This window comes from Spirosoma lituiforme, assembly GCF_054776635.1.
The window spans coordinates 677,740-703,748 of sequence record NZ_BAAHBO010000001.1; the positions used below are offsets into that span (position 1 = coordinate 677,740).

Consider the following 26,009-nt stretch of genomic DNA (forward strand, 5'->3'; position numbering starts at 1 on the left):
TTGAATTAAAGAGCGAAAGAATGAAAGAGCAAAAGAGTGACCAGCGCATCAACTTCCGCTCTTTCACTCATTCGCTCTTTCACTCTTTAGTTTAAGACTTCCGCCGAAATGCCGCGTCGGCAGATTTCGTTGCGCATTGGCACAAGTTCTTCCCATGAACCGTTCTTGACGGAGCATTTGCCTTTGTAGTGAATAAGCAGCGTACATTGCTCAGCCTGCTCGGCTGTATGTCCGCAAACGTCGATCAGCGTTTCAATGACATGCTCGAACGTATTGACTTCATCGTTGAAGACTACGAGGGTATGGACATCGGTTTCAACAACTTCGTCGAGTACGGCCACACCGGTTTCTTCAAAAGGTTGCATAGGAGATAAAATGGTATTTACTTAGCAAATTTACGGCAAAATGGGCACTAAAAAAAGCCAGTGCCCTGCTATAAAAGAACCCTCTTTCGCTCCAAAAAGTTGCCTGATTATCTATGAATACCACCCTCGCTTTAGTCATTCTGATCGCCTATTTCGGAATGCTGATTGCTGTTTCGTTTTACACCGCCCGAGGAGCTGATACCAATGCTTTTTTTACGGCTAACCGGCAGTCGCCATGGTGGTTAGTGGCCTTCGGGATGATTGGCACCTCGTTGTCGGGTGTTACCTTTATCTCCGTACCGGGGGCCGTGGGCAAGATCGGTTTCTCGTATTTCCAGGTAGTCCTGGGTTACATTATCGGCTACATCGTCATTGGCTCGGTCCTGATGCCCCTCTATTACCGGCTGAACCTGATTTCGATCTATGGCTATCTCGAAAAACGCTTTGGATTCTGGTCCTACAAGGCAGGGGCTGGCTTTTTTCTGCTGGCGCGCACGGTTGGTTCCGCCGTTCGGCTCTACGTAGCCGCTGGCGTGCTGCAACTGGCGTTGTTTACGCCCCTGGGAATTCCGTTCGAGGTATCCGTGCTCATTACCATCGGGTTAATCTGGATCTATACATTCAAAGGGGGCGTTAAAACCATTATTGTAACGGACACGCTCCAAACCGTGTTTCTGGTTACGGCCGTTGTGCTGACCATCGTCTTGATTTCAAGGGAACTGGGTTTCTCGTTTGGCGATCTGGTCCGAACGGTGAAGGATAATGCGATGTCGCAGGTGTTTTACTGGGATGCCAACGACCCCAAGAACTTCTTCAAGCAATTTATTTCCGGTGCGTTCATTGCCATTGTCATGACGGGGCTGGATCAGGATTTGATGCAGAAGAACCTGACCTGCAAAAACATCGGCGAAGCGCAGAAAAACATGTTCTGGTTTACGGTTACGCTGGTCTTCGTCAACTTCATGTTTCTGTCGCTCGGTGTGCTTTTATACGTCTACGCGCAGCGCGAAGGCATAGCCATTCCTACGCGCACCGATGATCTGTATCCCATGCTTGCCCTGAACCACCTAGGTTTGCTGGTGGGTATTACGTTCCTGCTGGGCATTACAGCCGCTACCTACGCCAGTGCCGATTCAGCGCTGACGGCACTAACAACCTCGTTTTGTGTCGATTTTATGAACGTCGAAAATCGGCCGGAGGCCGAGCGCTCCCGCATCAAGCACATCGTTCATATCGGCTTTTCCATTCTGTTCTACGTCGTCATTATTATTTTCCGGCAAGTCAACAGCAAAGAGGTCATTACCGCCGTTTTTGACATCGCGGGCTATACGTATGGCCCCTTACTGGGTCTATACGCGTTTGGTATCTTCAACAAACGTCCGGTTATGGACCGTTTTGTTCCCTGGATTTGCCTGGTTTCGCCCCTGCTTACGTACTACGTCAACGAGCATTCGGCGGCCTGGTTTGGTGGCTACCAGTTCGGGTTTGAACGACTGCTGCTCAATGGTTTATTTACGTTTGTCGGGCTGTGGGCGGTGTCAAAGCCAGTTGTCAGACAGGAAGCCGTGGCGGTGTAGCCGGGTAATAAAAACAACGAAATGTACTGCCTTTAACGCCTTCCCGCGTACCTTCGTTTACTGCCGATCAGCGGTGACCTCAACTCTGTTATGACGATCAAGTTTTCTGCTATTCTCTTCGTACTGGTTCTGGCGTCGCCGTGGGCCAGGGCTCAATTCTGTTTCTCGCCCGAGCGTCCACAGCTTGGTCAGGTGGTCTCGTTCACGTACTCGCCCCAAACCACTCCCCTGGCGGCAGACAGCACCATCGAAGGTCGTTATGTCCGGTACGGGGCACCTAATGCCATGCAGCTTAGTCAGCCGACGAGTGTTGCAATGACGCGGGTTGGCCATGACTATGTAGGGCAACTGGTTTTACCCAAACGAGAGGTAGCGGGCCTGATGCTTCTTTTCCGAAACAGTAAACAACCCAAACGGGCAGACCTGAATAAAGGCCAGTTATACGTCATCCCGGTTTGCGATCCCACGGGTCGGCCGGTACCGCATGCAACCGGCGGACAGGCATCCGTCTTTACACGCAGTCATTTTATCTACGAAGCCGGGGCCAAATATGACCCTAACTGGGTCGTGACCTTGTACGAGCACGAGATACTGCAAAACCCTGATCTTCGTCCGCAGTACTGGTCAGACCTGCTGGCGGCTCAGGTCAAGCAACGGAAACCCGGCTATGGCCCGAAAGTAAAAGCCGGTATCGACGCTTATCTGGCCTCCCGACCAGCACCAACCAGTGCTGAACTGACCACGGCGGCTCAGCTGTACGAAAGCATGGGCGATTTTACGAAGGCAAACGCCCTGCGCGAACGGCAGAAACTCATTGAACCAACGGGTTCGCTCGTGCAGAAAGACCGATCGATGGCTGTACGCAACGAGCCGGACTGGAATCGTAAAAAGGTAGCTTATCAGGCCTTTTTGACGGAGTTCCCCAACTCGTCCTACCTTCCCGCCTTAACGGTGCTAATGACGGATGGTTACTTTAAAAACAATGACATCAAAGGGTTGGTAACGTTCGTAGAGAAGCAACCCGCATCGCATACCGATGTGTTGATGCTCAATACGATTGCCTTTCAGTTGGCTGACGAACGACGATCGGTACCCGAAGCGGAAATCTTGGTGAAACGGGCAATGGATGTCTTGAAAACACAGCCTAAACCCAGAACGGCCGTAGGTAACTGGGAGACGGAAAAGCAAAACTGGCAACGGCAGTTGCAGAATACCTACGCCCGTACGCTGGAACAACAGGGCAAATACGCCGATGCGTATCCGCTCTACAAAGAGTTTATTAATCCCGATGATCTGGACAACAGCGACCCACGGGTTACGGAACGATACTTTCTTTGTGCCCTACGAACAAACCACGTGGCAGACGCTCAACCAATGGCCGAGGCTGCGGTTCAGATCGGGAAAGCAACGCCGGGATTGAAAACGGCTCTCCACGATTGGTATGCCAAACAACCCGGCAATACCGCGGCCAAGGCGGATGCGTATCTGGCTAACCTCGAAGCCGATTTGCGGGCTGAAAAGCAGGATGAACTCCGGCAGCTGCTAATTAATGAACCGGCCCCGGCCTTTTCGCTCACCGATTTGCAGGGACGTACTATCTCATCGGCAGCGCTGAAAGGAAAGGTTGTCGTGCTGGATTTCTGGGCCACCTGGTGTGGGCCATGTATTGCTTCTTTTCCGGCCATGCAACAGGCCCAGATGCGGTTCCAGAACGATCCTGATGTGCGCTTTTTGTTTGTTAATACACGCGAAGGCGGTCCGGTGCAGCGAGTGCATAACTTCATGAACCGCAATACGTACAATTTCGTCGTACCGCTCGATACGCAGCAAAAGGTGTCGAGTGCTTATAAAGTGCAGGGAATACCCACTAAAGTCGTTATCGGTCCCAACGGTCGGGTTCGGTACCGGGCCATTGGCTACTCGGGCAACCCCGAAGCAACGGTCAACGAATTAAGCATGGTCGTTGATATGCTGAAAGCAGAGAAATGAACTAGCGTGTTAGCAGCGTGAGGTCAAATGTGAAGCCGGGCAGTACTGGCGCAGCGGCTAGCGTTTGCGCAAAAGAAGGAACTGTTTCGACGGGTTGATCGGGGCGGTAAATAAACACCTGCTGACTTTTACGATCAATCAACCAGCCCAATGCGCAGCCATTCTCGCGGTATTCCTCCATCTTATTCTGAAGATAGACCAGGTCATCACTGGTCGAACGGAGTTCAATAACAAAGTCAGGGCAAACAGGGGCAAATTTCTCCTGTTGTTCCTCAGAGATTGCTTCCCAACGGTCTTTCTGAACCCAGGCCACATCCGGCGATCGAATTGCTCCACTAGGCAACTTAAAACCCGTAGATGAATCAAAGGTATACCCAGCCGCTCTTTCTTCATTCCAAAGAAATACCCGGCTAGCTAGTATCAGATTAATATTTCCTGTTTTTGATCCTGTTGGTAACACTATAATTATGTTTCCGTTTTTATCACGTTCCAGTTCGAGTGGGTCATTTGCCCGACAGAAGGTAAAGAACTCATCGTCCGTCATTACCTCGAGCTTTTTAAGCACAACCGGAAATTCCAGCTCCATAACGGTTTCTGTTTAGTTAACCAACGGCGAAATACCGTATTTGCGCCAAATTAACAAGTTACGCCAATGACCGTTCGCCTGGCCAATGCCGCTGATTTACCGGCTCTGATGCACCTCATCCGCCACGTTGTTCCCCTGATGCGTAAATCCGGAAATTTTCAGTGGGATGACCATTACCCAAACCATACCGTATTCGAAGCGGATCTGGCTAAGCAGCAACTCTGGGTAGTTGTTATTGATGGATTGCTGGCGGGTGTGGCCGCCATAACGGAAGACCAGGAACCGGAATACGCTCAGGTTGGCTTTGATTTGACCCAGCGCGCCATCGTGACCCACCGACTCGCCGTTGACCCGGCTTTCCAGGGGCGGGGTGTTGCCGTGGCGTTACTCAATCAGGCCGAGCAGATCGCCATCGAACGCGGTATCGCTTACCTGCGGATAGATACAAACTCCGAAAACCAAGTCACTCAAAAGCTTTTCCCTAAACTTGGTTACCAATACGCGGGTGACATTACCCTTAGCTTTCGGCCGGGCCTGCGCTTTCTGGCTTATCAGAAAACCTTATAGACGGCCTTAGTTGTTGAGAAAAGCGAAGTTTTTCCCCTGGTAACGGGGCAGGGAAAGGCTATTTCGGATCAGCACAAATGATTGATAGGCACTTGAAGCCGCGGCCACATTGTCGAGCCAGGCCGGAATATCGCCCCCCGGATCGAGCCGGCATGTGTAGATAACCTGCATCCGCTGCTTTGCGATTGGTCGGACATGCCAGATCGCCAGCCAGTCAGCAATACGCACCGTGTTGGGCTGAGCAGCCACCAGATTAGGTACGCCCACTCCTTTTACCTCCAGCATTTTTGAGACCGGATCATGCGCAAACGTTAACTGAACACCCATGTCGCGATCACTTACGGGCCAGGGCACGGCGGTAACGACGTGGTACAGTAGCTCCGTTTCGCTGACACGCTTGATCAACCGTGCCGATTTCGTTTTATAAATAACGTTTTTATAGTTGGCAATGTCGGACAGTAGGGCGACCAACTGAGTCTGCGTACCGGGCATAATACAGTCAACCCGTAGTTCACTCGACCGACTACCGGGTATATTGCGCGTATAAACCTGTATTTGATCTTTGTCTTTCGCCAAACGCCAGCCTTCCTGAGCCTGCGCCCGAGCCGCTTTCAGGGGAAATACAAAACTACTGATCGCTAGTATCAGATAGCCTCCTAACCGAAACAACTTCATAAAGTAACTGCGTCTGTTTGTCAATGATACTGCCTGTTCATCGTAATTAACGTTGTCACTCCTGTTTTGTTGGATACAAGGATTCGGTCTATCAGTTAAACACCATGGGCCGTCCTTCTTCAGGAACCAGAAACTGACTCTCGGGAATCTTGGCCGCCTGTAAGGCTTTGCGCAAATCGGCGGCAGGTTCGGCAAGCCCATCATCGCCCTGCTGAAACGTACCAAAGTGAATGCCGACCGCCTGGGTCGCCTTTAGATCAACGAACGCCTGCACGGCTCCCGCTGGCGAAACATGCACGGGAGCCATGAACCACTCGGGTCGATAAGACCCAATGGGCAGCAGGGCCAGCTTGATGGGACCCGTTGCTGATCTCTGCGCTTGCTCGGCAATCTTTTTGAAATGAGGGCCGTAGCCACTATCCCCGCAAAAATAAGTCGTGCCAAAACTGGTGTGCAGTAAATAACCGCACCAGAGCGTTTCATCCCGATCGCCAATACCCCGGTTGCTGAAATGCTGGGCCTGCGTACACCGCAGCAATAGCTGATCATTTACGCGCAACGTGTCGTTCCAGTCGAGCTCCGGCGAGATACGGCCATCGACCGAGCGCGGCAAATGCGACACCCCGAGCGGAGTGATAAAGAGCGGATTATGGGCCTTGACCAGTTTTTTGAGCGTAGGCAGGTCGAGGTGATCGTAATGGTTGTGGCTTAACAAAACAACGTCAATGGGCGGCAATTCGTCCAGACGCAGTCCCGGCGGCCGTTTACGTTTGACGCCTAACCACGACGTTGGCCCCACCCGCTTTGACCAGACAGGATCGGTAAGAATGTTCAGACCCGCCGTTTGAATGAGAAACGTGGAGTGGTTAACAAACGTCAGAACCAGCGTATCGCCTTCCACGCGCGTAGCGGGCCGGGCACCCACAAAAGCGTCTGGCTGTTCTGGCCAGGGGCCTTTATCGCGGTGAAGCAACCACTTCAATAAACCGCCCGATGTTCGTTCGGGCATATTCGGGTTGTAAAATTTCTTGCCGTTAAAATGGTCGGTAATCGGACCTTTGTAACGAGGGACGCAGGACGATATAATCAAGAGGAGACACGATAACGTGAGGAGCGATAGGGCTGTAGGCATCGGGTACTAAACGACAAAGTGGACCAAATTGATTAAAACAGCGCCAATTGGCCAGATCGGGCAAAGGCCCCCTCGTGCTCCAGCAACCATTTCTTGCGCCACAATCCACCCGCATAGCCCGTCAGTGACCCATCGGAACCGATTACGCGATGGCAGGGCACCACGATCCAGAGGGGATTTCGTCCATTGGCAGCTGCTACCGCCCGAATCGCCTTCTCATCGCCAATGCGCCGACTCAATGCCAGATACGACAGGGTGGTACCAAATGGAATCTCCCGCAAAGCCTGCCAAACGACCTGTTGAAAAGCTGTACCAGCCGGGTTCAGCGGGAAGTCAAACGCAGGCCGTTCCCCGGCAAAATACGCTTTTAGTTGAGTAACAGCCTTTTCAACCGGCGTCGGCAAGTGGGTATTGCTCCAGTTTTCATTGACTACACTATCGTGACACGAAATAACCGAAACGCCCTGCTCATCGCCGGTAACGCGAACAAGACCCAGGGGTGATTCAAACATGGTGGTCATAAGCAAACAAGCGCGTTCTGGTTCTAACGGTGTTTCAATATACAGAAAAAGGTGCCCGCTATTTAAGCCCAGGCACCTTTTTACCTTAATTTGTCTTCTCACGTGGTGACCAGTTCGTCCGTGGCCACGACAAAAGCCGGAGGTCAGTTTGCAACCAGTTTCAATATCTTTCCGCTGCCCAGATCACACAAATGGATTTCTTTTTTCTGGTCCTCGCCGAAGGCTGAAATAGAACCGGCCCGCGTCATAAGTTCCTGGGCTGTTGCAGCTTTGTTTCCATTTGGGGTCAGTGCCCATATACGACCACTGGCATAATCGGCAAAAACGTATTTACCCCGTAACGACGGGCTTTCTGTTCCCCCATACACCATACCACCAGTGATGGAGATGTCGCCATTGCTGTGACTGTACTGCCAGACGGGAGCCACCAGATCAGAAGCATTGGCGGGGTTATCCTTCGCGTTATAATCAGCGTTACCTTCTTTTACACGCCAGCCGTAGTTACCACCCTTTGTAATAATATCCACTTCTTCAATCGAATTCTGCCCAACATCGCCTGCCCATAAACGGCCTTCGTCGTCGAAGCTGATCCGCCAGGGGTTACGCAAGCCATAGGCGAACAGCTCCTCCCGATAGCCTTTGCTGTTGCCTTTAAACGGATTGTCAGCCGGAATTCCGTAATGACCCTTTTCTGTACTGTTCACGTCTACGCGCAGGATTTTACCGAGCCAGCTGCTTTTGTTTTGACCGTTATTCTGCGGATCACCCCCACTGCCACCATCGCCGGTCGAAACATAGAGGAAGCCATCCGGACCGAACAGGACTTTGCCGCCGTTGTGGTTTGAGTAAGGCTGCGCAAACCGAAAAAGAATAACTTCGGAAGCAGGATCGACCTGCGATGCATTAGCGGATGATGCTTTGAAACGACTCACCACCGTCTCACGCGGGTTATTCTTGGTGTAATTGACGTAAAAGAAGCCATTCTGCTTAAAGTCAGGATGAAAGGCCAGGCCCAGCAAACCCATCTCGCCACCCGATGCGACCTTGTTACGAATGTCCAGGTACGTACCGGCTGTCGCCGTATTGGCGTTATTTTCGAAGACCCGTATTTTTCCTTCCTGCTCAATAACAAATACGCGGTTTGTGCCGTCCTTGGCGTAGGTATATTCAACGGGCGACGAGAACGTCAATTTTGGGTATGCATTAATAACCCTGGCGGAAAGAGCAGCGGCCTTGGTGTTATTGCTTAGGGAGTCTGATGTCACTGCGTTCGATTGATCCGATGGCTGGCAGGCAGCCGCCACCATCCAGGCGACCCCCGACGTTGCCGACAGCGAAATCAAAAATGCAATGATCGTTTTACTGAGCATAATAAGTTGGTTCATTAGTTTACCTGTTTTTCCTTTGCAAATCGGGTTCCAGGAATTGCCGACGAACTTTGCGGCCCACTTTTTGTTTAAAAATCAAAGAAACTATTGTTAAAATCCGGTTTAACACTTGTTTTACGCGTCGTTGGCCAGTGTATTGATTCCCCAAAACGGGGCAGAAATTCTACCGGTTTATCAATCCGATGTACCGTTGATAGCCCCTTTTGGCCGCACGTCTTCCCGCATCTCGACTCAGACAATGATTACTATGACTACCGAAACCAGTACTTTCCTCGATCATTTACAGACGCAGCGAGCCCGTTATCGCTACAAGCTTCCCTCCCGGCCAGACGCCGGACGCTTTATTGACCAGCTAATGCGGCTGCTTTTTCCGGTTACTCAGGAATGCAAATCCATCTCGCAGCACGTGGAAGAAACGTATCAGCATCTGAACGAACAACTCGTTTGTTTGCTACATCCGCTGGAGAAAAACCTGGCCGAAAGTCCGGTAGTTATCACCGAGCGCTTTTTCGAGCAGTTACCTACTATTTACGACAGTCTACTGTTCGACGCGCACGCGATTGCCGACAATGATCCGGCGGCCGTTGGCATCGAGGAGGTCGTAGCCGTATATCCGGGATTTTATACCATTGCGGTCTACCGGATTGCGCACGAATTACTCAAGCTTAACGTCCCCCTCCTGCCCCGGATGCTCACGGAATACGCCCACGGCCAGACGGGTATCGATATTCACCCCGGCGCTCAGATTGGCAAGTCGTTTTTTATCGATCACGGCACCGGAGTCGTTATCGGCGAGACAACGATCATCGGCGATAACGTCAAGATCTATCAGGGTGTAACCCTCGGCGCTACCCACGTGGCTAAATCAATGGCTCAGAAAAAACGCCATCCGACGATCGAGAACAACGTCGTTATTTACGCAAACGCGACTATCTTGGGCGGTTATACGGTGGTTGGACACGACTCGGTTATCGGCGGAAACGTCTGGCTGACGACCAGCGTAGAAGCGCATTCGCTGGTTTTCCATCAGCACCAGACCGACGTTCGGCTACGGTCACTCGAAGCCGCCGAACCCATCAATTTTGTCATCTAAATTCATCGGATGCGTGGTTAGCAGACTTCCGTCTGAACCACGCCTTGTCTTATAACTCTTTTTTTCCATGAAAGCGGCCTCCATTCTCGACACAATCGGTAACACACCACACGTACGCATTAATCGCCTGTTTCCCGGCTTCGAAGTATGGTCGAAGCTGGAGCGGGCCAATCCGGGGGCAAGCATAAAAGATAGAATTGCGCTGTCTATGATCAATGACGCCGAAGCGAAAGGCTTGCTGACGTCAGACAGTACGATTATTGAACCAACGTCGGGCAATACGGGTATTGGCCTGGCGATGGTAGCGGCCGTAAAAGGATACAGAATCATTCTGGTCATGCCCGAGTCGATGAGTATTGAACGCCGTAAAATTATGGCGGCTTACGGAGCTGAATTTGACCTGACACCCCGCGAGAAAGGGATGAAGGGCGCCATTGAGCGCGCCCATGAGCTGGTGGCCCAGACGCCCGGCGCCTGGATGCCCCAGCAATTCGAAAATCAGGCCAATATTGATATCCACGTAAACACGACGGCTCAGGAAATCCTGGCTGACTTCCCCGATGGGTTCGACGTGCTGATTACAGGGGTTGGCACGGGCGGGCACATAACCGCCGTAGGGCAGGTGCTCAAACAGGCATTTCCCAATCTGAAAGTATATGCGGTAGAGCCCGAACTCTCACCGGTTATCAGCGGTGGCTCACCCGGTCCCCACCCCATTCAGGGTATTGGCGCCGGTTTCATTCCCCAAAACTTACATACCGACGTCCTGGACGGGGTAATTGAGGTTAGTAAAGAAGAAGCCTACGAAATGGCCCGCCGGTCGGCGCGGGAAGAAGGAACGTTTATCGGCATTTCGTCGGGTGCTTCGTTGGCCGCCATTGCCAAAAAACTACCGGGTCTGGCCCTCGGAAGCCGGATTTTGACCTTCTGCTACGACACGGGCGAACGTTACCTTTCCGTGGACGGACTGTACTAGAACAATACGTTTGTTTACAGTTATCCGTAGACCGGATGGACCCGCTCCATTTAGTCTACTGATTCTTTATTTTCTCAACCCCCGACTTCATGTTTCGAAACACACCTACGTATAGATTAATAAAAGATACTGCATTTATTACGGCTGGCGTACTTGGTGCCGGCATGGGCATCAAGGGCTTTCTGCTGTCTAGTCATTTTATTGATGGTGGCGTTACGGGCGTTTCAATGTTGCTCGCATCCCTTATCGACGTACCCCTACCCATCTGGCTCTTGCTGATCAACTTACCTTTTATAGGCCTTGGGTATCGGCAATTTGGCAAGCAGTTTGCGCTTAAAAGTACGCTGGCTATTACCGGACTATCCATCAGCCTAGCCGTTGTTCCCTATCCGGATGTCACCCCCGACTTTCTGCTGACAGCTGTTTTTGGCGGGTTCTTCATTGGGGCGGGTATTGGGCTGGCCATGCGGGGGGGAGCCGTTCTGGACGGAACCGAAATTGCCGCCCTGCTCATTAGCCGAAGCAGTCCGATTCTGAAAGTAAGTGACGTAATTCTGGTCTTAAACGTACTTATTTTTGGTGCTGCCGCCTTTTTTCTGGGCATAAATCCAGCCCTGTACTCCATGATCACCTATTTTGCAGCCTCAAAAACGGTGGATTTTGTTATTCACGGTATCGAAGAATACACCGCCGTCCTGATCATCTCGAAACATAATCCCCTGATTCAGAAGCGAATTATTGAGAAAGGCTGGGGTATAACAATTCTTAAGGGCGATGGGGGCTACGGCAAGCACGGCAGCCACCAGGACCTCGACAACGTACTGTATACAGTCGTTACCAGGCTTGAGATCAGCCGGTTACGGGCCATAGTAACCGAACTAGACCCTAAAGCCTTCATTATCCAGCACAGCGTCGATGATGTAGCCGGTGGTAAGGTTAAGAGCTTGCCTATGCACTAATGACACCCCCGACGAAAGCCTTTACTTAGTCAAAAGCGCCGGGTTCTCTTCGCACTATTTACCTCAAATCGCGGACAAACCGGCGCATTGTTTCGCGGTAGATTTGTTCAGACTGATCGAGCGATTGTTCATCTTTGAGAAGCATGGCCAGCATGATCGTGCCGTGCGATACCGACCACCACTGAAAATAAAGCCGTTTGATGCTTTCTTCCGCTTTGGGGATGAAGGAAAAAATGGTTTCGCGAACAATGCGACCCACATCCTGCATGGTTTCTGACTGGTATACCGGGAGGGTACAATAGGCTCCATCCAGGTTATACATGACCTGATAAATTTCTGGCTGGTGGCGGGCAAAATCCCATTGCACGAGCGAGATTTCGTACAGTCGCTTTTCAGGATCACGGTAAAGTTTTAGAATACGGCCGTACTCCTGCGCCAGATGCTGGAACCCTTCATTTCGTATTTCATCCAGCAATATATCTTTACTATCAAAGTATTCATAGACAATGGGCGCGCTGTACTCGATTGCGTCGGCTATTTTTCGAATCGAAACGGCTTGCCACCCCTCACGACGGGCAATTGACTTAGCCGTTTTTAAGATACCGGAACGGGCTTGATCTCGACTACGTGGCTTGCGTTCGATAGTTTCCATACAATTTCAGGTGCTTAATCTTTAGTTAACGGTGTTATATCGACTGAAAACTACGGATTAATAACGAAATAATACAACGATCCTCAAAAAAGTTAAATAATCGAGATTTGGCAAAATAACTATCTCTCTTATAAACAGACAGTTGCATCAAAATAGCGTATACTTTACTAAGTAGCATCCTGATGTACGAATTACCAGTCACTTATTGGCGCTTGGCCAGTATCCAGACGGCTTCGTCTCCGAGCGCAAACGGTTCTCCGTCAATGGTACCGTAACAATCGAGAACCGGCAGCCCTGCTTCACTAAATAACCCACGAAGTTCAGCCAGCGTATACACAAAATGCTGCGCCAACCGAGTCTGCGTTTGCCCCGCCCGAACATAAGTCAGGTGTGAGTCGATTCGGCTCTCCATCGGGATGTACTCATTTTCAGCCAGAAACAGAATTGGTTCCTCACCATCGTCACCAACGGGTTGCCAATTGCGGGCCTGATAATCGGGCAGCACGGATTCGGCCAGCATCTCGGAATGAGCGAGGAAGCGGCCACCAGGCTTCAGCAATCCGGCAATGCGTTTCAGGAAAGACAGCATGTCGGGCCTGGGAAAGAAACTAAAACTATTGCCTAGGCAGTAAGCTGCGTCAAATGACCCGGCGGCACCGATAGTGGCTTCCGGCGTTTGAAGAAAATCGGCGGCCACCGTAACCAGTGAAAGCTTATCAGCCTGAGCCGCCGAATTAATTTCCGAAATGTATTCCTCCGAAATATCGACTCCTGTCACATGGGCGCCCATCCGAGCCAGCGGCAACGCATGCCGACCGTAGCCGCAGAAAATGTCCAGCAGGCGATCATCCGGACCAAAGTCCAGCGTTTCAACCAGTAGTTCGAGGTCGAGCTGCGTTTGCTCTTCCGTCTGGGCCGCCTTCCACGCAATCTGTGGCAATCCGTGAAAAAAAGTAGTGTACCAGGCCATTACGGATTAGTTAAGCGACGTCAGCGTTTGCCGAATAGCCTGAAAATCAGGAACATCACCAGCGCTTTCGAGTACCTCCGCGTATTGAATAACGCCATTCTGATCAACGACAAAAGCGGAACGTTTGCTAACACCCTTCAGATTCAGCGCAAATGTTTCGTAATAGGTATCATACGCCTGCGATACTTCTTTATTGAAATCAGATAATAAATCGAAGGGCAGGTTCTGCTCGTCTTTGAACTTGGCCAACGTGAAGGGTGAATCGACCGAAATGCCCAGTATTTCTGCGTTCAGATCCGAATAGGTGCTGATATTATCCCGCATTTCGCAGAGTTCGGCCGTGCAAACGCTGGTGAAGGCCATCGGGAAGAAAAGAATAATAACATTCTTTCCTTTTAAACTTGACAGGCTAACTTCCTTTTTATCACTGTTAAAGAGAGAAAATTCGGGAGCTTTTTGACCGGGTGTAAGCATACTTATTTTTGATTTTGGAATTATGCGTGTTGATTTGAAAAAAGAATCGTCCTGAATTTTTCGGAAAAGACGTTTGTACCGCGGACAAAATTCAGGAAAAGCGCTGGCAAAACTAGCTAATTTGCCATTAATCAGGTTATAGATGAACACCGGAAGCACCAAAGGTGGTCATTAACCTACATTCCCATCACCTATTATTTTCAATAAATGCAAAACTATTGGGGTATTGACCTGGGCGGCACCAAAATCGAGGGTGTTATTCTATCCGCTCCTTCTCCCGACGCTGTCATTATTCGTAAACGCATTGACACCGAAGCCCACAAAGGTTACGACCATATTATGGGCCAGATTATTCGGCTCATTGATATGCTCAAAGCGGAAACCGGTCTTCAGCCCGACCGGATTGGGTTTGGCACACCGGGCTCGTTCGATCCGGCTCGTCAATCCATGAAGAACTGTAACACAACGGTGCTGAATGGTAAACCGATGAAGCAGGATCTGGCCAGACTATTGGGGGTACCCGTTGCCGTGGCCAACGACGCGAACTGTTTTGCGCTGGCCGAATCGACAATGGGCAGTGTGCCTGACATCGTTCCCGACTTTCAAACGGTTTTCGGGGTTATTATGGGAACTGGTGTTGGCGGGGGTGTCGTTATCCGGGGCCGCGATGGTGTGCCCTTCGTTCTAAATGGTCTGCAGGGAATCGGTGGTGAGTGGGGCCATAACATCCTGGAAGAGAACGGGTACCCCTGCTATTGCGGAAAAGCTGGTTGCAATGAACAGGTGATTTCGGGACCCGCTCTACAACGCTATTACGCAAAGGTAAGCGGAGAGGAACGGACAATGAAAGAGATCATGGATCGTTATCAGGAGGGCAATGACCTGGTAGCCAGTCAGACGGTAAACCGCATGCTTGAGTATTTCGGGCGGGCAATTTCCGTTATCATCAACATCCTCGACCCGGATGCTATCGTCCTGGGTGGTGGCGTTGGCAATGTGGACTTGTTGTATACCGAAGGGGTTGAACGAGCCAAGAAATATGTCTTCAACAGCCGGGAAATCAACACAAAATTTCTGAAACCCAAACTAGGGGACAGCGCCGGTGTTTTTGGGGCCGCGCTGCTGTAAGTAGCGTAGTTTGGGTGAGCCATAAACCGAAACGCACGTAATCATTTGAAATCTGGACAAGGGGCAGTAGCTTTGTCCTTAATCCGCCCTCTTACCGGGGGCGGATTACTTGTTCTAAATCAAACTATAAAGTCTATAGGCTTTGTAAAAAACGTTTTTTGATTCTAAAACAACTCATCTAATGACTGTTATCATCAGCAACCAACGCGTTACCGTTCGCTCGTTTTCCATAAACAAACACCCCGTGTCCATCGTCAGTCCAACCTACCGACATTGGAGCAAAGCGCTAAGCCAATCGATGGCTCGTCCCCGATTTTTAGCCGACGAAGCCAATGACACAACGCTTAATCCTTATTCGAGAGCGTTCTTTCTGCTTTGGTTAGCGGCCTCATTGATCGCCGTTGGCGTGCACTACATGTAACCCGGACTTTCGCCGGAATCCGAAAATCTATGCCCCGGTTTAGTTGGATCGTTAGTAAAACCGTGGCACAGATTTCGGCAAAGGTCCGGTTATTAATAACCAATGCCTGCCCTTAAGGCTTTTACGGATGTGCAGCTTTTCACGTAACTGCCCTACCCGTTGCGTACCCTTCATCAACGTCTAATGCGTATAAAATCTCTTGACCTGCTTCGGCAGGAAGCCGACGAAAGCGGAAAATCGACCCTGAAGCGTTCGCTCGGTGCATTCAACCTGGTAGCCCTCGGTATCGGGGTTATTATTGGGGCCGGTTTGTTTTCACTCACGGGTATTGCAGCCGCCAACCATGCTGGCCCGGCCGTTACACTCTCCTTTGTTGTTGCCGCTATTGGCTGTGCGTTCAGCGCCTTGTGCTATGCCGAATTTGCCGCCATGGTGCCCGTAGCCGGGAGTGCTTACACCTATGCGTACGCTACGCTGGGTGAGCTGTTTGCCTGGATCATCGGCTGGGACTTGGTTCTCGAATATTCTGTGGGAGCCGCCACCGTTGCCATTAGCTGGTCACAGTACCTGACTCGCTTTCTGGCCAAATACGACATTCATTTACCTCCGCAGTTAGTGCAGTCTCCTTTCGAAACGCTGACGATGCCCGATGGTTCGGTCGTGAGTGGGTTTATTAACCTGCCCGCCGTTCTGGTCGTGGTAGCCGTTTCGGTGATCATTGTCCGGGGTACACAGGGCTCCGCGGTGTTCAACGCCATTGTTGTGAGTCTGAAAGTGCTGGTGGTGCTGGTTTTCATAGGGCTGGGGTGGCAATACATTGATCCCGCCAACTATTCGCCCTATATTCCGCCGAATACGGGGGTATTTGGTGAATTCGGCATTAGCGGAATTTTACGGGGTGCGGGGGTCGTTTTCTTTGTCTTCATCGGTTTCGATATTGTAGCTACCATGGCGCAGGAAACCAAAAATCCGCAACGCAATATGCCCATCGGCATCCTGGGTTCACTCATTGTCTGCACTATCCTGTTCGTTTTGTTTGGCTATGTTATGACGGGACTGGCCAATTATACCGAGTTTAAGGACAGCGCGGCCCCGGTGGCCATCGCCATCGAAAAGACGCCCTATGCCTGGCTCAGCCAGGCCATTATCCTGGCTATTCTGATCGGCTATACCTCCGTAATTCTGGTTGATCTGCTCGGGCAGTCGAGGGTGTTTTTCTCGATGAGCCGGGATGGCTTACTGCCCCGCGCCTTTTCCGAGATTCATCCCCGCTTTCAAACGCCCTGGCGATCAAATATCCTGCTCTGCATTTTCATCAGCCTGTTTGCGGGTCTGGTGCCGATCCGGGTAGTGGGCGAAATGACGAGCATAGGCACATTACTGGCCTTTATCATGGTTTGCCTGGGGGTATTGATTCTGCGCAAACGGCAACCCGACGCACCCCGCGCTTTCCGAACGCCCTGGGTACCGGTTGTGCCTATTCTGGGCATTCTGACCTGCGCACTCATGATGCTGTCGCTCCCCGCCGACACCTGGATTCGGCTGGTCGTCTGGCTGGCGATTGGTTTGGTCATTTATTTCGCTTACGGCCGAAAACGAAGTAAACTGGGAAACCCATCTGCCTGAATCCGCTTACCCGTTTCCGTTCTTACTAAACCGGCACTCGCTCATCAACAAATGCTGACTGTCCATACCATGAATCGATTTATGTTTTTTCCGGTAGCGGTCCTGACCGTCCTGACCGCATCGGCCCAGTCGACAATCCCCGTTCCTTCAATTCCCGCCGAAGCCCAGAAAGTCGCCCGCAGTGTTCGTCCGGAAGCTATTGAAGCCCACATGCGCTACCTTGCCGATGATAAACTGGAAGGGCGCAAACCCGGCACGAAAGGGTTCGAGTTGGCGGCCCAATATGTCGAGAAGCAGTTCAACCAGCTAGGTTTTCGTCCGGCTGGTCAGAAAGGAACCTACCGTCAGGCGGTACCCCTCCGTCGGGCGCAGGTACGTGAAGAAGCCAGTTCGATGGCGTTTATTCGGAATGGCAACGAGCAGCCCTTAACGTATGGCAAAAACTTTATTCTTTCCCCCAATTTTGGCAGGGCCACCAGCGATGTTTCGGCACCGGTCATTTTTGTCGGCTTTGGGGTATCGGCTCCTGAGCTGGGCTACGATGACTATAAAGGTATTGATGTACGCGGGAAGATTGTAGCCTGTTTCAACGGGGCACCCGCCATTTTCCCATCCAATCAGCGGGCGTATACCGGGTCAACGAAAGCTGAAGTGGCGGCATCACGCGGAGCCGTTGGCCTGATCACGTTCAGCCTGCCTACCGATGTACGCGCCCGAATTGAGTCGAACTCCCCCCGAAACCGGCAGCCCATCTACCGGTGGACGGATGCGAAAGGACAGGCTCAGCGTACGTTCCCCCAGTTAACGGTCATTGCCTCCCTGGGTGATTCCACCGCTCGATCTATTTTTACGGGAGCGGTCAAAACGTTTGAAGAAGCCCGGATAGCCGCTAATCAAAGCCAGCCCCAGGCGTTTCCGTTGCCTATTTCCGTTCGTGCCCATACCCAAACCGACCTGAGCGACGGACTGGTCGGCGAAAATCTGGTGGGGTTGCTGCCTGGCTCCGACCCCAAACTGAAAGAGGAGTACGTCGTTTATGTCTCTCACCTCGACCATCTGGGTATAACAAAACCCACCACAGGCGCGCCCGGTGATTCCATCAACAATGGTGCCCACGATAACGCATCGGGGGTAGCAATCAATCTGGAAGCAGCCCGCCTGTTCGCTACGCTGCCCAAAGCCCCCCGTCGATCCATTCTTTTTGTGGCCGTTACCGGGGAAGAAATGGGCCTGCTGGGCTCCGATTATTTTGCCAGCAACCCGACCGTACCCAAAAACAAGATCGTAGCCAACCTGTGTCTGGATATGCCTTTTTTCTTCCACCCCCTTCTCGACATCGTCCCGTACGGGTCTGAGCATTCGAGTATGAAAGGGGCCGTTGATGCAGCCGCGCAATTTGTGGGCGTAGCCATTGCCAAAGATCCGATTCCGGAGCAGGCCGTCTTCATGCGCTCCGACCATTTTAGTTTTGTTCGCCAGGGCATTCCCGCCATTTACATCAAAAGTGGCTCAACAACCGGCGACGACCGCGACGGAACCAAACTCAATCTCAACTGGCGGGCTACGATCTATCATACCCCGCAGGACGATATGAACCAACCCTTCGACTGGACAGCGGCTGCCCGGCACGTACAACTACAGTTTCTGATTGGCTACCTCACCGCTCAGAACACCGACCGGCCGGTCTGGAACGCAAATGACTTTTTTGGCACTAAGTTCAGTCCGGCAACGGCAACCAAAGTCAACTAAGGCGTCGGCGAAATTATAGAGCGACCAACTACTCCCGCCAACCTTCGGGTTTATAGGGCGTTCGATTGTCAGTTGGTGAGCAGACTGCCATGTAGGGTGGCTTTTGGGGAATGGTCGTGATAATAGAAATAGCAGGAGCCAATGGGGGCGACGGCTCTGGAGTAGGCGCTCGTCCATTCATGGCCAAGAACAAGCCGGGAGGAACGCCCTGGGTATCCTTTCGGTCGAGCCAATACCGGTTTGTGGCTACACCTGAGGCCGTAAAAAAACCAACAACACGTTCCTGTGGATTAGCTATATTCCGGATGTTACCGACAATCACACCGGGCGGTGAGTCCGCTACTCCCCCATTGTTTTGGGTCTGCTCCTGAAATTGCTCATAGAATCGGTATGCTTCCGCAGTCAGGGCTGACTGCCGGATCTCAACCAAGCAAGGAGCGTGTTGATAAAAGGGAATTTGCGCTACTTTCCGCGCCGAAATACTGCCCCCGTTGCTGTACGTATCCGCGAAGACGTTTACTTGATAACTCGTAAAAATGGCCCAGCACTTGGTTCGACAAGAGTAATCATAAACCCAGTAGGACAACGGAGTCTGCGTTAAGGAGGGCGGTGGATAAAAGCAGTCTTCCAGCAATGCATCACCCGTTTGGTAATATGGTAAACCGTTGCTGGAAATCAACGTCAGTACGTTATTAATTGAGTATTGACCCTGTACGCAGCTTCGGCACCACTCCTGTTTCTCCCAAAGTTTCCAATCCCAGCGGTAAAAGTTGGCTTGACGAATGGGGTCTTGCGTATCAATGTATACATCGTGAGCTGCGGTGTATCCACCAAACTGGGAGACAGGCAAACTATACGGGTTGAATTGCGCTCTAACCGAGGAAATGGGCGGTGCCGCCGGCATAACCTGCTGCTTAGACTCGTAATGAGCGCCACCAGGTAAGGTAACGCGAAGTTGATACGCATGCCCAATCTCCCCTCTAAAGTCGATCGGTAGCTGATAATGACCATCCGTCGTTTCATTCGCCCGAATCACCGGCAAGGAATCAACTACTACCTCCACACTTGCTTTGGTTATGGGAAGGGAACCGGGTAGCCCCGTCAGCGGATCCGCAATAGAACGGTTTAACAGGACAATCTGGGGTTCGGCCAGATTGGTGATCGTCCCATCAATGACCACCACATCCAATGTACCTCGTAGTGGTAGATCGGCAGGATCGACGCAACTCGAAAGACACAGGCCACTACTCAACCAAGTTGCCAGAAGTAACAAAAGATGTCGCATTTGGAGTGAGATAAACTGATGAGTAAGAGGCACGCCTAGAAGGAAAGCTTACCTACTCCCGCCAACCTTCGGGTTTATAGGGCGTTCGATTGTCGCTTTGTAAGCAAGGGGCCATAGGCGGTCGATCCGTGTTTGGCCAAATCCAGACTTTGGCGGCATCCCGTCCGCCCTGGTAAGGTGGGGAAGGCTCAGGATTAGGCCGCCGTTGATTCAGTGCATAGAACAGGTCATCGCCAAGCTGCAGGTGAGCCCCTGACGGGTCCAGGGCACCGTATGCAATACCCTGAATATCTTTACGGTCAAGCCAATAGTGCTCCAAAGAAGCCGCAGAAGCCGTAAAAAAACCGACTGTTTTTACCTCAGGCTGAGCAACTTGGTGTACGTTACCCCCCAGAGCGGAAGGGGGTGTATCGGCTAATCCGCCCGTGTTTTGGGTTTGGTCCTGAAACAATTTGTAATACCGATAAGCATCCGCCGTGAGTGACAGTTGACGAACATCCACTAAACCTGGCTGATAATCGTAAAAGGGAATCTGGGCAATCCGTTGCCGACTAATTAGCCCCCCGTTACTATCCCTATCGTCAAAGACGAGGATGTCATAGCCATAGATAATTTCCCAGCAGGCAGCCCGACATCGATACTCGTAGTTCCAGTAATCGTTGGGCACCTCAGGAGCATCAAATCGCTCCATCCCTACCATCGGTCGAAAACAGTCTTCATAGAGTTCACTACCTGTCACAAAATAACTCCGATCCTTGTACAGAAAAGGTACTACTTTGTAGGTCGTATAAACTCCCTGCGTACATGTTTTACACCAGTACTGACGCTCATAGAGCTTCCATTCCCAACGATAGTAGTTATGCTGCTCGACAGGGTCCTGGCTCTCGATAAAAATATCATGAGCAGCGGTGTACCCGCCCAACAACTGGGGCGATAAACTCTTGGGGTTAAACGTCGCGCTTACCTTAGTGATGGGCGGCACGGGGGGCATAATCTGCGGAGTCGATTCGTACGTTACGCCGTCGTTGAGCGTAAAGCGCAACTGATAGGCATGCCCAATTTGCCCCTTAAAATCGCTGGGTAGCTGGTAGCTGCCATCTACAGTTTCATGACAGCCAATCACCTGGGTGGAATCAACGACAACTTCGACAGTCGCTTTGGTAATCGGCTTACTGCCAAAGCGCCCCGTGAGTGGATCGGCCGTAGAGCGATTCAGTTTAATAAGTTGGGGTTCGGCCAGATTGGTGATTGTCCCATCAACCACAATAATATCGTTGGTACCTCGCACACGTACGTCTTCGGGGTCCACGCAGGCCCACGGAAGCAAAAGCCATGGCAGAGCGATAAGAAAACGAATGAGGGATACGGACATAGAGCCAGCATGGATTATGATTTACTTAAACTCGAAATTATAGGTCAGGCTGGGGATCGGGGCGCCGAAGATACTGAGCCGATACGGGTTGGTCGCCTGCCCCTCAGTGCGGTAGAAGATCGAGTAGACATTCTTGCGACCGTACAGGTTGTATACCGTAAATGTCCAGTGCCCCTGCCAGCGCCGGTTCTTCAGGCTCGGGTTGTAGATGTTCCAGGCAAAGTCCAGCCGGTGATAATCCGGTAGCCGGTACTGGTTGCGCTCATCGTAATAGGGATAGGTTCGGCCCTGGTAGCGAATAAATCCCTCCGGGGCGGTGTAGGGCCGACCGGAACTGTACGCAAAGTTAAACGAAAAGCTATGGGTTCGCCCCTGATTGATGGTCAGGCTCAGGTTCACACTGTGGGGGCGGTCGTAATTGGCCCGGTACCAGTTCCCCCCGTTGATCTGCTGCTGAAAATCAACACCCTGGTTGACCTGATTTAGGGTACGGGAGTAGGTGTAGTTGATCCAGCCCGTCAGTTCACCCTTCTTTTTAGCCACCATGACCTCCAGGCCGTAGGCTTTACTCCTACCCGGCAGCAACTGGGTTTCGGGATAGGGCTGCAACAGGAAATCGGCTCCCGGCTTGTAATCCAGAATATGCTGCGTACTCCGCCAGTAGGCCTCGGCCGATAGCTCAAAAATGTTGTTGGTCGAATTCTGAAAATAACCGGCTGACCATAACTGGCTCACCTGGGGCTGAATATGGGCATCGGATGTTTTCCAGCGGGACGTTGGCAGGGGCGTTGTCGTGTTGGTAATTACCTGCAAATACTGGCGCATCAGATTGTATCCCAGCTTGATGGATGAATTGGGCGTCAGGGCATAACGTACACCCAGCCGGGGTTCCAGACCGCCGTATTGCTTCGTCACCTGCCCGGCCCCGTAGACGATCGAATCGACCACCGTGGTGGCATCGGCCACTTCCCCATTGGCCGGCCCGTCGTTACGGTACCGGCGTACCACCGATGGCCCCAGGTTCAGGAAGTGTGAGTACCGAAGGCCCGCCGATACGGCCAGCTTATCTGACAGGCTAATTTCGTCTTCAGCATGAATACCCAGTTCCAGCGCCTGTTCGATGGGCGTCTTCCGGTAATTAACGGCCAGACTGTTACCCGGTATCAACTCGCCGGGGTTAAGCCGGTAATGGGTTCCGCTGATGCCCACCTCGATCTTCTGATTATCGAGCTGGTAGTTCAGATTCGACTTGATCTGTCGTTGCAACAGTGACTGTTTTAGAACTACCTTATTCGCGGTACTATCTTCGGTCGACAGAATGCGGGGAATATACCGGGCCACCAGCGCCGTTGTCTGCAGGTTTATCCTGTCATTGATGGCGTGAAACCAGCGGACCATACCGTTGGCCGTTTGCTGGGCGTACTGGGTATTGACCGCGTTGATATTGGCCAGGCTTCCCAGCAGATTGGTCTGAAACAAGTCCTGGCTGTAGTAGCCCATCGCCGTCACGGTGTTCCTGTCATTGACTCGCCAGAAGAGCTTGGTGGTTCCATCGCCGAACTTGGCCCGGATGTTATCGAAGCGGGGCGAAACGGCCCGCAGCAGAAAGTCATTAAAGGCTCCTCTTCCCGACACCAGCAGCGCCAGTTTTCCCTTCACCAGGGGCGTTTCCAGGGTGAGCCGGTTAGCTACCAGACTGATACCCCCGTTTAAACTAAACTTATTGAGGTCAGGATTCCGGAGGCTGATGTCAAGTACCGAAGCGGCCCGCCCGCCATAACGAGCGGGTACGTTGCCTTTGTATAAGTCCAGGCCACTCACCGCGTCAGGTGGAAACACCGAAAACAAGCCAAACATATGGGTCGGGTTGAAAATAGGGGTGTCATCCAGCACAATCAGATTCTGATCCGTAGTACCGCCCCGGATGTTGAGTCCATTGGCGGCTTCACCTACGCTGGTAACGCCGGGCAGCATTTGCAGACTCCGCAGAATATCCACCTCCCCCAAGGCCGCAGGCATCTTCTTCAGGGTAGCAATATTGATCTGGCTCACACCCAGCAGGGGCTGGCGAACGTTGCGGTCGTAGCCTTTACTGGTAACTACCACCTCTTCCAACTGGCTGGATACTGAAGGTAGCCGAATATTGAGAGCCATATCGTCGCGTAAATTTACCGTGGTCCGAAAGGGGACAAAACCAAGGCTACGCACGACCAGTACATGCTGCCCTATACGGGTTTTGATCGAGAAGTGCCCCTCCGCATCCGTATAGGTACCAGTTGCTGACTTCTCATAATCGAGTACTACGGCAGCCCGCACAATAGGCTGGTGGTTAGCAGAGTCCTGGACCGTTCCCGAGAGTGTATAGAGGATTTGAGCGTCTACTGGGTATACCATCAGGAGTAAACTCCATTGTACAATAGATCTTTTTGTCATAGTAACTATCTCCCCATTGCTCAGGTAAACAAAGCCCCTTTTTCTTATGGATAGAAAGGAAATAAGTTATAAAATATAATCAAATAAGATAATTATTGATCTTCAGGTATTTGTTTACAAAGAAGTTTATGCTTAACTATTTCTGGTGGGCTACAAACCATTTAGCCGGGCCTATTCCGGTAGGCCCGGCGTTAATCCTGCCAGCCCTGCGGCTTTACTGGAGTTCTTGTGTAACTGGGTACACAGACAGCCAAGGGAGGTCGGAAACATTCTTTAGCAGGTTCGTTTGTTGGATCATGACCATTGAGAGCTTGGTATAGTCCAGGAGCGAAACCGATTGCATCACTCCGGTTCAACCAGTAGCGAAGTGATGCAACACTCGATACAGTAAAGTAACCGACCACTGGCTCATTTCTCCGGACTGAGTTATGAATATTGCCAACTAAAACGGCAGGCTGGGCGCTCGCAACACCACCCGCATTGCGCGTCTGATCATCCAGTTGTTTATAATAGGCGTGGGCTTTTTGAGTAAGCGACTGTTGCCGAATTTCGACTAAGCAGTGTTCTTTTGAGTAGAGCGGTATCTGAGCGACACGAAGGGATTTTACGAGTCGTCCATTGCTAGCGTCATCCTTGAACAAAACCAGCTTATTCCCGTGCAAAACTTCCCAGCATTGGGTACGGCAGTTGTAATCAAAAGGTGCGTAAGTAATGCGCTCGTTTACGCAATCGTCAACTAGTTTGCCTTGTGAGTCGGTAATTTGATATCGCCCGCCATGGCAGCTTCTGCACCAGTCCTGCCTTTCCCAATCAATCCATTCCCAGCGGTAGTAGTTTGCCTGATCAGCTGGGTCGGTGAAGTCTACGTAGAAGTCATGAGCTGCTGCGAATACGCCGTTTAGTTGTTCAGCTGATGCAAGACTAGCAGGATTAAACTGCGCACGAACCCGAGCGATTGGGGCAACCGGCGGCAGACTCTCAGCGATTGACTCATATTGTTCACCATCACTCAACGTAAACCGGAGTTTATAGGTATAGTCTATTTCTTATACATGAACGTAACGTTTGTTCCTCCTGCACATTGCCGGATACTTACAGGTAAACGTACGGTATACGCGTCATCCCGTATCACCCTGGACGTTTCTTTTTTGGACTGCCTTGCTTAGGTCACGCTTAGCTGTCAACTATTCTCCGGATTAATGTCGTCCAACTTGAATAACTCCGTATTTACCACCCTACTCAAAACCTGAACGAGTCTGGTAGTTAGCGAAACAGGTGAGTGGCGCTACTCAACTCCGGGTAACTGGCTGGCGACAGGACTTCCGGAACATCACTTGGCTCCGTTCGGGAAGTAATGCGCTTACTGATGCTGTAGCTGTGCATTTTATTTGCAGGATATTGATCGGCGAGCAGCGCCAGAGCCTCTTTTTCGTCCAGATCCTCGTGCAGCCAGGCCTGTTCGGCTTCGGGCGTCAATACACAGGGCATTCGTTTTTTCGTGTTGTGAATGGCGGCCAGTAGCGGATTGGCTTCGGTTGTTAGTAATGTATAGGTAGGCCTCAACTCCCCCGTTTCGGGATCGAGCCACTCATCCCACAAACCGGCAATGGACGTGATTTTCTGATCGCTGCTACTGATGTAAAAGGGAAACTTCTTGCTTCCCTGCGTGTACCATTCAAAAAAGCCCGTAACCGGAATCAGACACCGCCTGCCAGCCTGGGCGGCCGGGCGAAACGATGGTTTCTCGTAAATTGTTTCGGAACGGGCATTGATCGTTTTGGTCCGAATGTCCCCGGCGGCCTCCTGACTTCGGACCCAGTTTGGAATGAGCCCCCAATGAATAAGCTGTAGTTTACCCGGCTCCTGCCTTGTTACAATGGGCCAGGCGGGTAGGTTATACGCATTGGTGTGGTATATCGGCCGGAAATCAGCCGAAGGCGGCAACACAGCCTGATAACGGGCCTCAAGCTCGGAGGCATTGACATTGAGTGACTTATGGAAGCACATACGAATACTAAACGCGTCGGTTAATTGTCTACTGATATACTGGATAAACCAGTAAATAACCCTG

Annotated in this window: 24 protein-coding genes; 10 read left to right on the top strand and 14 right to left on the bottom strand. The window is 51.5% G+C overall.

From position 1 onward, the window contains the following. Positions 1–86 precede the first annotated feature (86 nt). The gene (locus ACYU87_RS02860) at positions 87–365 is read right to left on the bottom strand and encodes an ATP-dependent Clp protease adaptor ClpS (RefSeq protein ID WP_461132512.1); all 279 of its coding nucleotides are present in this window, start codon (positions 363–365) and stop codon (positions 87–89) included. Between the two features lie 113 nt (positions 366–478). Here ACYU87_RS02860 and ACYU87_RS02865 point away from each other — a divergent pair, with 113 nt between their 5' ends. Next, complete coding sequence (locus tag ACYU87_RS02865) at positions 479–1,942, top strand: sodium:solute symporter (protein ID WP_461132513.1); 1,464 nt, start codon at positions 479–481, stop codon at positions 1,940–1,942. Between the two features lie 90 nt (positions 1,943–2,032). Next, the gene (locus tag ACYU87_RS02870) at positions 2,033–3,931 is read left to right on the top strand and encodes a redoxin domain-containing protein (RefSeq protein ID WP_461132514.1); all 1,899 of its coding nucleotides are present in this window, start codon (positions 2,033–2,035) and stop codon (positions 3,929–3,931) included. Position 3,932: 1 nt separating this feature from the next. Here the strand turns inward: ACYU87_RS02870 and ACYU87_RS02875 are convergent, their stop codons facing one another. Beyond that, entirely contained in the window at positions 3,933–4,517 is a 585-nt protein-coding gene (locus ACYU87_RS02875) for a Uma2 family endonuclease (RefSeq protein ID WP_461132515.1), read from the bottom strand. 66 nt (positions 4,518–4,583) lie between these two features. Between ACYU87_RS02875 and ACYU87_RS02880 the strand changes: the two genes are divergently transcribed. Beyond that, positions 4,584–5,084 carry a GNAT family N-acetyltransferase gene (locus tag ACYU87_RS02880; RefSeq protein ID WP_461132516.1) on the top strand — a complete coding sequence of 167 codons (501 nt, stop codon included), beginning with the start codon at positions 4,584–4,586 and terminating at the stop codon, positions 5,082–5,084. 6 nt (positions 5,085–5,090) lie between these two features. Here ACYU87_RS02880 and ACYU87_RS02885 read toward each other — a convergent pair whose 3' ends face one another. The 4 genes from ACYU87_RS02885 to ACYU87_RS02900 all read right to left on the bottom strand — a co-directional run bounded on the left by ACYU87_RS02885 (position 5,091) and on the right by ACYU87_RS02900 (position 8,797). Continuing rightward, positions 5,091–5,759, bottom strand: coding sequence for an SRPBCC family protein (locus tag ACYU87_RS02885; RefSeq protein WP_461132517.1), 669 nt, complete (start codon positions 5,757–5,759; stop codon positions 5,091–5,093). Positions 5,760–5,850: 91 nt separating this feature from the next. Then, positions 5,851–6,891, bottom strand: a complete 1,041-nt coding sequence (locus tag ACYU87_RS02890; RefSeq protein ID WP_461132518.1) for an MBL fold metallo-hydrolase — start codon at positions 6,889–6,891, stop codon at positions 5,851–5,853. Between the two features lie 32 nt (positions 6,892–6,923). Next, positions 6,924–7,412, bottom strand: coding sequence for a methylated-DNA--[protein]-cysteine S-methyltransferase (locus ACYU87_RS02895; RefSeq protein WP_461132519.1), 489 nt, complete (start codon positions 7,410–7,412; stop codon positions 6,924–6,926). A gap of 143 nt (positions 7,413–7,555) precedes the next feature. Beyond that, on the bottom strand, positions 7,556–8,797 hold the full coding sequence (locus tag ACYU87_RS02900) for a PQQ-dependent sugar dehydrogenase (RefSeq protein WP_461132520.1): 1,242 nt from the start codon (positions 8,795–8,797) through the stop codon (positions 7,556–7,558). Positions 8,798–9,047: 250 nt separating this feature from the next. Between ACYU87_RS02900 and ACYU87_RS02905 the strand changes: the two genes are divergently transcribed. From ACYU87_RS02905 to ACYU87_RS02915, 3 genes are all read left to right on the top strand, one after another. Beyond that, entirely contained in the window at positions 9,048–9,893 is an 846-nt protein-coding gene (locus tag ACYU87_RS02905) for a serine O-acetyltransferase (RefSeq protein WP_461132521.1), read from the top strand. A 67-nt stretch (positions 9,894–9,960) separates the two neighbouring features. After that, positions 9,961–10,869: a cysteine synthase A gene (cysK, locus tag ACYU87_RS02910; protein WP_461132522.1), complete on the top strand. Its 909-nt coding sequence runs from the start codon at positions 9,961–9,963 to the stop codon at positions 10,867–10,869. Positions 10,870–10,958: 89 nt separating this feature from the next. Next, complete coding sequence (locus ACYU87_RS02915) at positions 10,959–11,828, top strand: YitT family protein (protein WP_461132523.1); 870 nt, start codon at positions 10,959–10,961, stop codon at positions 11,826–11,828. 58 nt (positions 11,829–11,886) lie between these two features. On the opposite strand, the gene ACYU87_RS02920 is transcribed toward ACYU87_RS02915, so the two are convergent. The 3 genes from ACYU87_RS02920 to ACYU87_RS02930 form a co-directional block, all read right to left on the bottom strand. Next, positions 11,887–12,480: a TetR/AcrR family transcriptional regulator gene (locus ACYU87_RS02920; protein ID WP_461132524.1), complete on the bottom strand. Its 594-nt coding sequence runs from the start codon at positions 12,478–12,480 to the stop codon at positions 11,887–11,889. A 202-nt stretch (positions 12,481–12,682) separates the two neighbouring features. After that, positions 12,683–13,450: an SAM-dependent methyltransferase gene (locus tag ACYU87_RS02925; RefSeq protein ID WP_461132525.1), complete on the bottom strand. Its 768-nt coding sequence runs from the start codon at positions 13,448–13,450 to the stop codon at positions 12,683–12,685. A gap of 6 nt (positions 13,451–13,456) precedes the next feature. Continuing rightward, a complete protein-coding gene (locus tag ACYU87_RS02930; protein ID WP_461132526.1) occupies positions 13,457–13,924 on the bottom strand; it encodes a redoxin domain-containing protein in 468 nt (155 codons plus the stop codon). Positions 13,925–14,131: 207 nt separating this feature from the next. On the opposite strand from ACYU87_RS02930, the gene ACYU87_RS02935 reads away from it, so the two are divergent. From ACYU87_RS02935 to ACYU87_RS02950, 4 genes are all read left to right on the top strand, one after another. Further along, positions 14,132–15,052, top strand: coding sequence for an ROK family protein (locus ACYU87_RS02935; protein ID WP_461132527.1), 921 nt, complete (start codon positions 14,132–14,134; stop codon positions 15,050–15,052). A 181-nt stretch (positions 15,053–15,233) separates the two neighbouring features. Next, positions 15,234–15,473: a hypothetical protein gene (locus tag ACYU87_RS02940; RefSeq protein WP_461132528.1), complete on the top strand. Its 240-nt coding sequence runs from the start codon at positions 15,234–15,236 to the stop codon at positions 15,471–15,473. 183 nt (positions 15,474–15,656) lie between these two features. After that, positions 15,657–17,099 carry an amino acid permease gene (locus ACYU87_RS02945; RefSeq protein WP_461132529.1) on the top strand — a complete coding sequence of 481 codons (1,443 nt, stop codon included), beginning with the start codon at positions 15,657–15,659 and terminating at the stop codon, positions 17,097–17,099. A 51-nt stretch (positions 17,100–17,150) separates the two neighbouring features. After that, entirely contained in the window at positions 17,151–18,848 is a 1,698-nt protein-coding gene (locus ACYU87_RS02950) for a M28 family metallopeptidase (RefSeq protein WP_461132530.1), read from the top strand. Between the two features lie 28 nt (positions 18,849–18,876). On the opposite strand, the gene ACYU87_RS02955 is transcribed toward ACYU87_RS02950, so the two are convergent. From ACYU87_RS02955 to ACYU87_RS02975, 5 genes are all read right to left on the bottom strand, one after another. After that, complete coding sequence (locus ACYU87_RS02955) at positions 18,877–20,133, bottom strand: DUF4249 domain-containing protein (protein ID WP_461132531.1); 1,257 nt, start codon at positions 20,131–20,133, stop codon at positions 18,877–18,879. A gap of 52 nt (positions 20,134–20,185) precedes the next feature. Next, positions 20,186–21,505 carry a DUF4249 domain-containing protein gene (locus tag ACYU87_RS02960; protein ID WP_461132532.1) on the bottom strand — a complete coding sequence of 440 codons (1,320 nt, stop codon included), beginning with the start codon at positions 21,503–21,505 and terminating at the stop codon, positions 20,186–20,188. 21 nt (positions 21,506–21,526) lie between these two features. Then, positions 21,527–23,938, bottom strand: a complete 2,412-nt coding sequence (locus ACYU87_RS02965) for a TonB-dependent receptor (RefSeq protein WP_461132533.1) — start codon at positions 23,936–23,938, stop codon at positions 21,527–21,529. 191 nt (positions 23,939–24,129) lie between these two features. Beyond that, entirely contained in the window at positions 24,130–24,981 is an 852-nt protein-coding gene (locus ACYU87_RS02970; RefSeq protein ID WP_461133620.1) for a DUF4249 domain-containing protein, read from the bottom strand. A gap of 220 nt (positions 24,982–25,201) precedes the next feature. Next, positions 25,202–25,945, bottom strand: a complete 744-nt coding sequence (locus ACYU87_RS02975; protein WP_461132534.1) for an SOS response-associated peptidase — start codon at positions 25,943–25,945, stop codon at positions 25,202–25,204. Between the last annotated feature and the right edge of the window lie 64 nt (positions 25,946–26,009).

Bases quoted from the DNA above. Each gene is read 5' to 3' on its own strand.
- ACYU87_RS02860 (WP_461132512.1), bottom strand. From the start codon at position 365: ATGCAACCTTTTGAAGAAACCGGTGTGGCCGTACTCGACGAAGTTGTT.
- ACYU87_RS02865 (WP_461132513.1), top strand. From the start codon at position 479: ATGAATACCACCCTCGCTTTAGTCATTCTGATCGCCTATTTCGGAATG.
- ACYU87_RS02870 (WP_461132514.1), top strand. From the start codon at position 2,033: ATGACGATCAAGTTTTCTGCTATTCTCTTCGTACTGGTTCTGGCGTCG.
- ACYU87_RS02875 (WP_461132515.1), bottom strand. From the start codon at position 4,517: ATGGAGCTGGAATTTCCGGTTGTGCTTAAAAAGCTCGAGGTAATGACG.
- ACYU87_RS02880 (WP_461132516.1), top strand. From the start codon at position 4,584: ATGACCGTTCGCCTGGCCAATGCCGCTGATTTACCGGCTCTGATGCAC.
- ACYU87_RS02885 (WP_461132517.1), bottom strand. From the start codon at position 5,759: ATGAAGTTGTTTCGGTTAGGAGGCTATCTGATACTAGCGATCAGTAGT.
- ACYU87_RS02890 (WP_461132518.1), bottom strand. From the start codon at position 6,891: ATGCCTACAGCCCTATCGCTCCTCACGTTATCGTGTCTCCTCTTGATT.
- ACYU87_RS02895 (WP_461132519.1), bottom strand. From the start codon at position 7,412: ATGACCACCATGTTTGAATCACCCCTGGGTCTTGTTCGCGTTACCGGC.
- ACYU87_RS02900 (WP_461132520.1), bottom strand. From the start codon at position 8,797: ATGAACCAACTTATTATGCTCAGTAAAACGATCATTGCATTTTTGATT.
- ACYU87_RS02905 (WP_461132521.1), top strand. From the start codon at position 9,048: ATGACTACCGAAACCAGTACTTTCCTCGATCATTTACAGACGCAGCGA.
- cysK (WP_461132522.1), top strand. From the start codon at position 9,961: ATGAAAGCGGCCTCCATTCTCGACACAATCGGTAACACACCACACGTA.
- ACYU87_RS02915 (WP_461132523.1), top strand. From the start codon at position 10,959: ATGTTTCGAAACACACCTACGTATAGATTAATAAAAGATACTGCATTT.
- ACYU87_RS02920 (WP_461132524.1), bottom strand. From the start codon at position 12,480: ATGGAAACTATCGAACGCAAGCCACGTAGTCGAGATCAAGCCCGTTCC.
- ACYU87_RS02925 (WP_461132525.1), bottom strand. From the start codon at position 13,450: ATGGCCTGGTACACTACTTTTTTTCACGGATTGCCACAGATTGCGTGG.
- ACYU87_RS02930 (WP_461132526.1), bottom strand. From the start codon at position 13,924: ATGCTTACACCCGGTCAAAAAGCTCCCGAATTTTCTCTCTTTAACAGT.
- ACYU87_RS02935 (WP_461132527.1), top strand. From the start codon at position 14,132: ATGCAAAACTATTGGGGTATTGACCTGGGCGGCACCAAAATCGAGGGT.
- ACYU87_RS02940 (WP_461132528.1), top strand. From the start codon at position 15,234: ATGACTGTTATCATCAGCAACCAACGCGTTACCGTTCGCTCGTTTTCC.
- ACYU87_RS02945 (WP_461132529.1), top strand. From the start codon at position 15,657: ATGCGTATAAAATCTCTTGACCTGCTTCGGCAGGAAGCCGACGAAAGC.
- ACYU87_RS02950 (WP_461132530.1), top strand. From the start codon at position 17,151: ATGCTGACTGTCCATACCATGAATCGATTTATGTTTTTTCCGGTAGCG.
- ACYU87_RS02955 (WP_461132531.1), bottom strand. From the start codon at position 20,133: ATGCGACATCTTTTGTTACTTCTGGCAACTTGGTTGAGTAGTGGCCTG.
- ACYU87_RS02960 (WP_461132532.1), bottom strand. From the start codon at position 21,505: ATGTCCGTATCCCTCATTCGTTTTCTTATCGCTCTGCCATGGCTTTTG.
- ACYU87_RS02965 (WP_461132533.1), bottom strand. From the start codon at position 23,938: ATGACAAAAAGATCTATTGTACAATGGAGTTTACTCCTGATGGTATAC.
- ACYU87_RS02975 (WP_461132534.1), bottom strand. From the start codon at position 25,945: ATGTGCTTCCATAAGTCACTCAATGTCAATGCCTCCGAGCTTGAGGCC.